General features: G+C 52.2%; 14 protein-coding genes. 2 read left to right on the top strand and 12 right to left on the bottom strand.

The window, feature by feature from the left end; translation table 11 throughout:
* Positions 1–114: 114 nt before the first annotated feature.
* On the bottom strand, positions 115–375 hold the full coding sequence (locus ACSEXW_RS27600) for a hypothetical protein (protein WP_438449401.1): 261 nt from the start codon (positions 373–375) through the stop codon (positions 115–117).
* Between the two features lie 128 nt (positions 376–503).
* Between ACSEXW_RS27600 and ACSEXW_RS27595 the strand changes: the two genes are divergently transcribed.
* Positions 504–728 (top strand): XRE family transcriptional regulator, encoded by a 225-nt coding sequence (locus tag ACSEXW_RS27595; RefSeq protein ID WP_438449402.1) that lies wholly within the window; start codon positions 504–506, stop codon positions 726–728.
* A gap of 129 nt (positions 729–857) precedes the next feature.
* Here the strand turns inward: ACSEXW_RS27595 and ACSEXW_RS27590 are convergent, their stop codons facing one another.
* Positions 858–1,280 (bottom strand): YhjD family protein, encoded by a 423-nt coding sequence (locus ACSEXW_RS27590; protein WP_438449400.1) that lies wholly within the window; start codon positions 1,278–1,280, stop codon positions 858–860.
* 76 nt (positions 1,281–1,356) lie between these two features.
* The gene (locus ACSEXW_RS27585; protein ID WP_438449399.1) at positions 1,357–1,572 is read right to left on the bottom strand and encodes a helix-turn-helix domain-containing protein; all 216 of its coding nucleotides are present in this window, start codon (positions 1,570–1,572) and stop codon (positions 1,357–1,359) included.
* Positions 1,573–1,709: 137 nt separating this feature from the next.
* Between ACSEXW_RS27585 and ACSEXW_RS27580 the strand changes: the two genes are divergently transcribed.
* Positions 1,710–1,847, top strand: coding sequence for a hypothetical protein (locus ACSEXW_RS27580; protein WP_438449398.1), 138 nt, complete (start codon positions 1,710–1,712; stop codon positions 1,845–1,847).
* A gap of 491 nt (positions 1,848–2,338) precedes the next feature.
* On the opposite strand, the gene ACSEXW_RS27575 is transcribed toward ACSEXW_RS27580, so the two are convergent.
* The 9 genes from ACSEXW_RS27575 to ACSEXW_RS27535 all read right to left on the bottom strand — a co-directional run.
* Positions 2,339–2,539 carry a hypothetical protein gene (locus ACSEXW_RS27575; protein WP_438449397.1) on the bottom strand — a complete coding sequence of 67 codons (201 nt, stop codon included), beginning with the start codon at positions 2,537–2,539 and terminating at the stop codon, positions 2,339–2,341.
* A gap of 123 nt (positions 2,540–2,662) precedes the next feature.
* On the bottom strand, positions 2,663–4,501 hold the full coding sequence (locus ACSEXW_RS27570; protein WP_438449396.1) for a GDSL-type esterase/lipase family protein: 1,839 nt from the start codon (positions 4,499–4,501) through the stop codon (positions 2,663–2,665).
* 15 nt (positions 4,502–4,516) lie between these two features.
* Positions 4,517–4,819 carry a hypothetical protein gene (locus ACSEXW_RS27565; RefSeq protein ID WP_438449395.1) on the bottom strand — a complete coding sequence of 101 codons (303 nt, stop codon included), beginning with the start codon at positions 4,817–4,819 and terminating at the stop codon, positions 4,517–4,519.
* A gap of 1 nt (position 4,820) precedes the next feature.
* Positions 4,821–5,597 carry a glycoside hydrolase family 19 protein gene (locus ACSEXW_RS27560; RefSeq protein ID WP_438449394.1) on the bottom strand — a complete coding sequence of 259 codons (777 nt, stop codon included), beginning with the start codon at positions 5,595–5,597 and terminating at the stop codon, positions 4,821–4,823.
* Positions 5,590–5,955, bottom strand: a complete 366-nt coding sequence (locus ACSEXW_RS27555; protein ID WP_438449393.1) for a phage holin — start codon at positions 5,953–5,955, stop codon at positions 5,590–5,592. The genes ACSEXW_RS27560 and ACSEXW_RS27555 overlap by 8 nt, the downstream gene beginning before the upstream one ends.
* A 2-nt stretch (positions 5,956–5,957) precedes the next feature.
* A complete protein-coding gene (locus ACSEXW_RS27550) occupies positions 5,958–6,257 on the bottom strand; it encodes a hypothetical protein (RefSeq protein ID WP_438449392.1) in 300 nt (99 codons plus the stop codon).
* Positions 6,258–6,326: 69 nt separating this feature from the next.
* The gene (locus ACSEXW_RS27545; RefSeq protein WP_438449391.1) at positions 6,327–6,467 is read right to left on the bottom strand and encodes a hypothetical protein; all 141 of its coding nucleotides are present in this window, start codon (positions 6,465–6,467) and stop codon (positions 6,327–6,329) included.
* Complete coding sequence (locus ACSEXW_RS27540) at positions 6,464–6,808, bottom strand: hypothetical protein (RefSeq protein ID WP_438449390.1); 345 nt, start codon at positions 6,806–6,808, stop codon at positions 6,464–6,466. The genes ACSEXW_RS27545 and ACSEXW_RS27540 overlap by 4 nt, the downstream gene beginning before the upstream one ends.
* Before the next feature lie 11 nt (positions 6,809–6,819).
* Positions 6,820–8,314 (bottom strand): phage tail-collar fiber domain-containing protein (locus ACSEXW_RS27535; protein ID WP_438449389.1); only part of this gene is annotated, 1,495 nt, incomplete at its 5' end.

Raw genomic sequence — 8,314 nt, 5'->3', positions numbered from 1 at the left:
CGGTCGATAACACCGGCATAACACCTCCGCCTTGTGGAGAGAATGAATCAAAAGGAGCGTGAATCACATGTGGTTCCTGGCGGCGGCCGCCTTCTTCGCAGCGGCACAAATTGCTTACACCTTTGGCCTTTGATTCGGAATGAAGACGGCGGGTTTCCCGGTCAGGGGGACGGCAGCCGTCTTTTCTTTTGCCTCCGGAACGGTCAGCGGCCGTTCCCGAATCTCCACCGCCGGCGCCTTTCGGATCCCGAGCATGAGTCGTAGCCCGTTGCGGGCCAGCTCAGAGAGTTCACCATCGGAGAGGGCGGCAGTAGCTGCTATAAGATCGGCGTCCAGTTGCTTGCGGAACCGGCATGAAATACCCTTGCGCTGCATCAGCAACACCTCCGTAAGTCGAATGTGTTACAAGGATACGGGGCAGCGTTTGTCCAAAATGCTTACTTTTTTAACATAGCTTGCTTAAAAATTACTCACCTTGTCCATGCTGGTGGTAGAGGTGATAGATCATGGGGTTGGGAAAACCGCGGACCAAATTAGGAAAGTGGATCGATTACAGGGGGATTAAGCAGGAATGGCTCATTAAGAGGAGTGGTCTGGGGAGAAATACGATTACCTGGGCGTGTGGGGATCCGGAGTATATTCCAAGCGGAACAACCATGCAGAAAATATTAAAGGCCCTTCGGGAAGTCGATCCTTCCGTCCGGGCCTCTGATTTTTGGGATTTGTAATACGTGTCGTAATGCACCACCTGAATCTTCCCACGGGTGGCCATCGCTCCGGCGGCGGCGGGCTAAAGCCACGCTCGCTATTAGCGTATGCGCGGGAGATGCCTAATATTGCATGTCCCCATATAAAAGTTAATGCTGTGGGGAGCCAAAGCAGGGGGTCAATAGATCCCGCATATACCGGGCCAACCGGACGCTGATCTCGGCCTTGGCGACCTCGCGCATGATCCCAAACCGATCAGAATAGCCGCGGCAGACGAACGGATAATACATGACGCCGGACTCCGATTGGCTCTCTTCTGATTCATGCAGCTTGATGCCACGCCGTTTGAGCTCCACGCGGATCGTGTAATAATCCGTATCGATCTTCTTTAACAAAGCCTGGGACGTCTCCACCTGCAGCTGCTTGAGCAGATCCCGGGAGTACTCGATCTCCTCGATGGCATGAAGGATCATGGTCTGCATATGAGTCAACAAGACGTAGTCACGAATCATGGTCAGCTCGTCAACGGTTGCGCTGGAGTTGACGTATTTTTGCCACTTCTTCTCCTCCATGGCCACCCCTCCTCGTATATAAATATATACACGAACGGACGTTCTTATTCAATAGGCAAAAAAAGAGCAGCGAGGATTATCCCTCCTGCTCTTTTTCGTATACGATCAGGTCCTCTACTCGCTCTATTCCTAGCACTTCCATGACCTTCTCCAGATTCTCGACTGACCATCGCTTGGAACGGTTTTCCATCATATCATCGATACTGTTCCAGCGGATGCCGGTCGCTTCACTAAGCTGCTTTGCATTCCAGCGCTTTTCGAACATTATTTCACGGAGTCTAAGTTTCAGCACTTGATTCCCCTCCCTCCACCACAATATACACCGCTTTTCGTTTATTTTCAACGCAAAATGCATCATTAAATAATCGATTAACGTTGACATTTAACGTTTAACGTTGTATAATTATGGTATAGAGAGGAGGTGATACAATGGATTGGTTAACCGGACTCATCGTACTTACATCAGCGCTCTTAACACTGAGAGCCGCCAAGCTCAATAACGAGACAGCAAAGATCAACCGAGAGTTGGCAGAAAAAAAGAAAGATGCCAACCGTGACAGCGGTTAGCATCGAGGGCTAAAATCAAGAAGTAGGCTGGGGCGCTGTAACGCCCCTCCTACTCATAGTATAGATGACGTTTCATCACATATCAAGGAGGTCAATGGAATGTGGTATGCCATCCTGGTAATTGCGCTAATCGTACTGGCGGTTAGTTTTTCCTCCTACCGTAACGCAAAGAAGCTGAATGACGAAGTTAAGAAACGAAATTGACCGCCTGAAGAGGCCCTGGAGCGGATCTGGGCCGAAACCTAGCCGGCGGCCGCCGGTGATGGTCGCGGAATTCCGCCTCGAGCTGGTCGTGCATGACCGGCCTTTACATATATCTGTTCCTTGAAAAAAGAAAAGCCCCTGCAGGTTATTCACCACAGGAGCCATTAATCATTTGCCCTTCATCAGTTTCAAGGTCTTATAATTAAATACGGCTGTTACAACCGAACATACAAGAGAAATGCTCAGCAAGATAATAATGGCTGTCGTCATCGATGCATCCCCTCCCTTTATCTCACCTTAAACTGGCACGTCGCCTTCAAGAAGTAACCCTCCGCATCATCCAGGAACACCGCCGACTCTGTGTGCTTCGTGATACGGCTGCCGTAGTCCAGGAGTTCCCCTCGTTGCCATACCTCTACCAGAATTCCGAACAGCATGGCATTGTCGAAGTCGGCAGGGCTTTTCAGTACGTCACCTTTTTTGAACAAAACGATCACCGGTCCTCTACTATAAGTTGACCGGTGCTTCCGGATTTGTCCCTATTATAGCAGAGTCCAGAAAACAGAAAAAGCCCCCGGCTGGAGCCGGGAGCCTGTTTGAATACGAACATTTTACGTCTTGGCCGGGGTCTTATATTGCCACAACTCGTAGGTTAATGGCGGTGTTCCGGAGGCGGTTGGGAACGCAATAAATAACAGATTATCATACCTTGCAAATTGACCAGGTACCAAATTGACCAGATTAGCTTTGGTACTAGCTGAAGTAACCGTCATGTTGCGGGTCAAGAACTCGCCAGTGTCCGTTTTCCGGAACTGAGTTAGGTTGTTACTACCGGTTGGATCCGCTGGATACACCGTATACCATATCTTGTCCCCGCTCGTTGTGGTGACAGGATAAGCAGCTGAGTCAGGCGCCGCCCATAAGAACTGTCCGGTGCCGGTCATCTTGATTGGCCCGTAAGCGTACTGGGACTCAACCGTGTTTGCTTCCGTGTTGCTAATGTCGCTTAACGCCTCTACCACACCGTAAAATGCAGGCAAATAAAACATGGCATGACCAAAACCCGAGGGGTGGTTAATTGCATTACCCGAGAGATAGCTATTAGCGGGACCAAGCAATTCCAGCTCGTTAAATATCGGCCTGCACCTGGTCGGCTCGTGGTAACCGATAACCATGTTGCGGATGCTCGATCCACCGCCGCTGTTAACCGCTGCAACGCGAGTTTCTCCCTCGATCAGTTTCTTGTACGTTGTATGAGACAGTTTTAACGTCCCGTTAATGTAAGCTTTATGATATGGCCCCACCGCCTCGAATCTAAACCTCTGCCAAACGCCAGGCTGGAGATCAAGGGTGGTAATGAGCGCGATAGCACTGCCGGTGTCGCTAGTATACAGTAAGATACTACCATCGTTCGCCCCAGCAGCGCTGCTTGGAGTTACGATGTACGTGATACGTTCCCCTGTTTTGGAGTTCCTACGCACGTCGATCCACTGAGCATATGTGGCACCGTATCCGGGGATGTTCATTTCGAAATCCAAAAAACCGTTGTAGAAGCTTCGTTTCCTCTGAATGAATGGAGTCCCAGACGTCGATGCTGTAGCCATCGCCCCAGATACCGTATACCCGCTCGACGTCCATGCACCGAACGCGTTCCAGTTGTCGAAATTCTTCTCTTGCTCAAAGTATCGGAGCTCCTCGTCCACGCCATCCCGTAAGATCCGGTACAGACGGTTTACGTCAGCCACCGCGACCTTTCGTTCATAGCCATATTCTCGTGCCGCTCTCGCTACCGCATTTGTTTTCAATTGACCTTGGCTGTATAACGTGGTGTTTGTGGTAGGAAGGAACACAGGAACCACCACAACGCTCGGATTTGAAGGCCAAGCTGCAATGTTATCGATAATGGTTTTTAGGTTACTCTTAAACGATTCATCGACATTACTGGCCACATCATAGCCGGGCCCATTCATGCCGAAAGCAACGATGATGAGATCAGGCGCAAAATCTTTCACATGATCGCTCCAGGATTTCCCTAGGATAGAGCCGCTGCCATCTCCCCACGGTGCAACACGGTAGAAACCGGTAGCGATCACTTCGGGAGACGCCATGCCAGTGTAGGTGGAACTTACAAATTGTCCAATCTCCCGGCCGGACAAGCCAAAGTTACCAACCGTGATCGTTACATTAGGCAGGGCCTGCTTCAACATCGCAGTGAACCGAGACGGGTACCCATCCGACGGCTTTGCGTTGATCTGGTCCATTTCTTCGGTAATGCTATCCCCGACGAAAGCGACCCTGAGTACGCCAGTAGACTTAATTTGGCTTCTAGCCCGAGTAAAAGCATCCCTCGGAATGCGCTGGGCAATATCATAAACGGCCCGTGAGTATATAACAGCACCTTTGGGCTGTGCAGATTCATTTGACCATGGCGGCGGTATGATTCTCGGCACGCGAATCCCCTCCCCTTAGAAATAGCTAATTTGCAGCGTAGCCGTTCCACTAACTGCAATGGCTTTGAATTTCGTTAATTGGTCTGACGTATCCAATTCAATCATGCTGCCGGCAACAACCAGGTGACCAGCAAAAGCCGTCGGTAATGAACCGTCGATCCAATAACGGATATCTTCCGTTTCGGTGGTGATCAGCACCTGGGTTGCACCAGAAGGTATAGATGCTAAACCGACTGCCGTACCGCTGTTTATTGTGAGAGTCTCATTCCCTTTCGCATTATTCCCTGTTATCTTTACAGCTTCAGGCTTTTTCCCCATTTCAGATTATCCCCTTCCGTTTCAAAATGGTCACGAACCGGTAAAAGTCAAAGCTCCCGCCTTCCGGGGAGTCGACCAGCCCCTTAGCCACCGCGGATTCCACCGCATCCTGTGCCCAGTCCGGAATGGCCGGCAACTGCGCTAGATGCTCTAGATCCGCCAACCGATTGGCCAGCGCCTGCATGGTGCTCTGCAGCTGCGCGTTCTGCTGCATCAATGCTTCTATTGCTTCTTGCATCTCTGCATCCTCCCTTTGTCTCTGATTTATCCAGCGCTCATATAAGCGTCGACGTTCACTCAAACCGTTGTATCCGCCGTTTACCCGGTATGTGATCTGTTCGACGGTAGCTCCGCTATCTACCAAACGATTCATTCCGTTGTTCATCCACCAAAATCCGGCACTCATCCACGGGTATTCGGCCGCAACATAATCGACGCCCTCCATCACCCGGGGATCACCGATGTAATTAGCAAACCGCTGGTAATTGGACCGGCCCGTTAGCTGGATAAAACCAGCTCCACGATACCTGGGACCATCTCCGTCTATCTCCGGCGTGTTCCCCAAATCTGTCCGCGTTTCATAGGCGGTGCCATCGGCAAGCTCCTTTGTCCAGCGCCCCATGCCGGACTCATGTCCACACTGGGAAATGAAATGGGCGATTCTGGAAGGCGTCGTAATATCGTACTGCTCCAAGGCAGCGTTCAGATCAGCCAGAGTGGAGTCGTCACGCCAGCCGAATGCCGTAAGCTGCTCTGCAGAAACGTATACCTTACCCATTCGAACCGCCCCGATTCTTCGTGTCGAGCTCTGCCCAGGCCTTCTCGATCGCGGCCGTCACGTCGTCCGTATCGATGCCCCATTTCTTCAGATCCAGCCGGTCTATAACGTACTGGACTGCTGCGTTCAGCTTCGCCTCTCCAGTCCCCGCATATTGCCGCTCCACGTATGCGTAGGCTTCCGCAGCCAGCTTGTGCAGGGTCTCCCGCTGCGCCGCCGACGTGCGGGATTCCAGGAAGGCCAACACCTTCGTCTTCAGCTGCGCGATCCCGGCCAGGACGACGAGCACGAGGAGCCCGACCAAGGCTTGTACGATGGTCGCAACATACGGCTGTACTGCATCCATAATCGTCTGCATGATTACTCCTCCTTGACCGAGTCCAGTCGGTCGATTCGTTTATGTGCTTGCTTGGAAGACTCCTCAACCCTCGTAACACGTTCGGAAAGTTCGTCGATCCGTTTCCCCTGCGCCCGCTGCTCGAATTTGATGTCATCCACACCTCGCTTGATGTAGTCCATATCCAACCGAAGGGATGCCCCCGTGACAGCCTCCTGCTTGATCTCCGTTTTCAGCGCCCTATTCCGACCATTCCAACCCAAGAAGATCCCGCTGACAGCGGCCGCAGCCGCAATGCCGGCCGCGATGACGGAAAAGTCCATCGTCCTGCCTCCCCTCCCGCCCGTTTAGGCATAAAATAAGCCCCGGATCGGCTCCGGGGCCTTGCTCTGCTACTCCTGGTTTCCATGTATCTCGTTCTCAATCTCCGTGCGCTTCGCCAAACCGAATTTCGTCTCGATCAGATCAAGTGTGGTGCTCCGCGATATGCCTTGTCCCTCTTTCAGCAAGACGTAAGTGGCCCAGAAGCTCATCCTGAGACGCCTCCCATCAAGATCAAGTCGCCCACCAGGACGGTGAGCTCGTTGACCTGGGTCTTCAATGTTGCGTTTTCTGCTTCCAGCTGGCTGATTCTCTCGTCTGCAGTGGGATCAGCAGGCGGAGGTGGGAGCGTAATCTCCGTGAAGCCGACCAGTTTATCACCGTCGACCTCCAGAATATAGTAAGAGTTTACCTTCGATTGCAATAACTCCTGTGGAATCTCAGCGACATCTTCCACAAGAACGAACGGGCAGTGAAGGACCGTTTCAGGTGTGTAGTCTGGAAAGAAACCCATATGCCGCCTTGTTAATTCATCGTACAGGATCGCTATCATATCCGGCCTCCTTACTTAATGTCGTATTTGATCTTGAAATTTTTCACACCTGCAACGTTATATACACCTGCTGCCGCAGCTGCTTCATTTGTGACTACAAAGTAGATTGGAGTAACAGAGTTTATCTTAAGCCGGCAAGTTTGAGTCAAGTAGGCTTGGCTTGTCCCTCTGTTGCCTAGAGTTATACCAATAAAGCCACCCGGAATAGCAAGTGCTGTGCCAAGAACAGTCCTAGAATCCATAGGACTGAAATTAATCCCGTCAATATAAGGGTAGTTCACACTTGCATTAGCGCCGCTCGAAGCCGCATTAAATCCAGGAGTAAGTGCAGTAAAGTAAGTAACAGAGCCACTTCCATTATTATCTCCTCTGATATCGTACTCAATAAGAATTTCACCGGTTGTTTTAGGATGGAAGATATAAACCAATCGAGAGGATGCTGTCTGACTAATCGTCCACTCTGTTGCGCTTTGCTCTTGAACAGTATCTGAGATTGCATAAACACCCATGCCCACTGGCTTCCACACCCCATCTATCAGAAATTCCGGCACGCCGTTGTTGATCCGGATCTCGCTCGTGCTCCAATACTGCGGATGCGGGTCGATTGCGCTGGTATGGGTTGTCATCAAACCATCCGCATACCCCTTTGTAGCCGCGTCATCGCTCGCAGCCGGCGCGGCCACTTTCATGCGTCCGGCTCCGTCCCTCTGAGCTATCGCATTAACAGTTGCCGTAGAAGTCGCGCCGTGGATGCCGATTGTCGCGCTCATATGCGTGTTGGCCGCAGTCAACGTCGTAGGCGGCGTGTCGTACCAATTCGTCGTCCCCATGATGGCCTTTAACCGGTTCGTGAACCAGGAGATGAATTGCGTAACCAGCCCGACATTACTGGATGGGACCTGGGTTTGGTCTGCGGTACGGTTCCCGATCACCGTATCCGTGGCCGCCCCATCGGCGAGCTTGGCGCTTGTTACCGCCTTGGCGGCGAGCTTCGCGGTGGTTACCGAACCATCCGGATGGTCCAAAGTGGCAGCCGTCTTATGATCGGTCAGATCCTGCTGGCTTGCGTACACCAGAGAGGAATTGATCGTCGCGGTGACGCTCGATGCGCTGCCCACGATGGCGATGATGTCGATGGCTTTCTCGATTACCTCCGCCCCGCCGCCCGCCGCAATAAATTCCGCCCCGCTGCCAGCATTGGCGTAGCAGTAGAGGATCTCGCCGTCCTGCGGATCCTGCGCGAAGAGGCCGATTTCCCGGAAATAGAACCCCGCCGACACGCTTTGATTCGTAAAGCTGAAGCCAACCACTGCCTTCCCGCCTGTTTGGGGCTTCAGCTTCGTGATCGGAAGGCTCATCTTCTGACTCACCAGCGTGTTCAGATTGACCACCTGCTGCGCACCCAGGCTTCCATCCCCGATGCCGACCCGGGTAAACTGCAGTTCGGTTCCCGCCTGTGCTTTGGCCTGGAGGGCCAGCCCTTTATTCGTAAACTTGAATCCGTTA

The organism is Oryzibacillus soli, from assembly GCF_051594765.1.
GTDB lineage: Bacteria > Bacillota > Bacilli > Paenibacillales > NBRC-103111 > Paenibacillus_AR.
The sequence above is the reverse complement of the archived record's forward strand: the minus strand, read 5'-3'. Positions and strand labels throughout refer to the sequence as shown.

Excerpts from the sequence above, each read along its gene's own strand:
- ACSEXW_RS27600 (WP_438449401.1), bottom strand. The coding sequence starts at position 375 with ATGCAGCGCAAGGGTATTTCATGCCGGTTCCGCAAGCAACTGGACGCC.
- ACSEXW_RS27590 (WP_438449400.1), bottom strand. The coding sequence starts at position 1,280 with ATGGAGGAGAAGAAGTGGCAAAAATACGTCAACTCCAGCGCAACCGTT.
- ACSEXW_RS27580 (WP_438449398.1), top strand. The coding sequence starts at position 1,710 with ATGGATTGGTTAACCGGACTCATCGTACTTACATCAGCGCTCTTAACA.
- ACSEXW_RS27565 (WP_438449395.1), bottom strand. The coding sequence starts at position 4,819 with ATGGGGAAAAAGCCTGAAGCTGTAAAGATAACAGGGAATAATGCGAAA.
- ACSEXW_RS27560 (WP_438449394.1), bottom strand. The coding sequence starts at position 5,597 with ATGGGTAAGGTATACGTTTCTGCAGAGCAGCTTACGGCATTCGGCTGG.
- ACSEXW_RS27555 (WP_438449393.1), bottom strand. The coding sequence starts at position 5,955 with ATGCAGACGATTATGGATGCAGTACAGCCGTATGTTGCGACCATCGTA.
- ACSEXW_RS27550 (WP_438449392.1), bottom strand. The coding sequence starts at position 6,257 with ATGGACTTTTCCGTCATCGCGGCCGGCATTGCGGCTGCGGCCGCTGTC.
- ACSEXW_RS27545 (WP_438449391.1), bottom strand. The coding sequence starts at position 6,467 with ATGAGCTTCTGGGCCACTTACGTCTTGCTGAAAGAGGGACAAGGCATA.
- ACSEXW_RS27540 (WP_438449390.1), bottom strand. The coding sequence starts at position 6,808 with ATGATAGCGATCCTGTACGATGAATTAACAAGGCGGCATATGGGTTTC.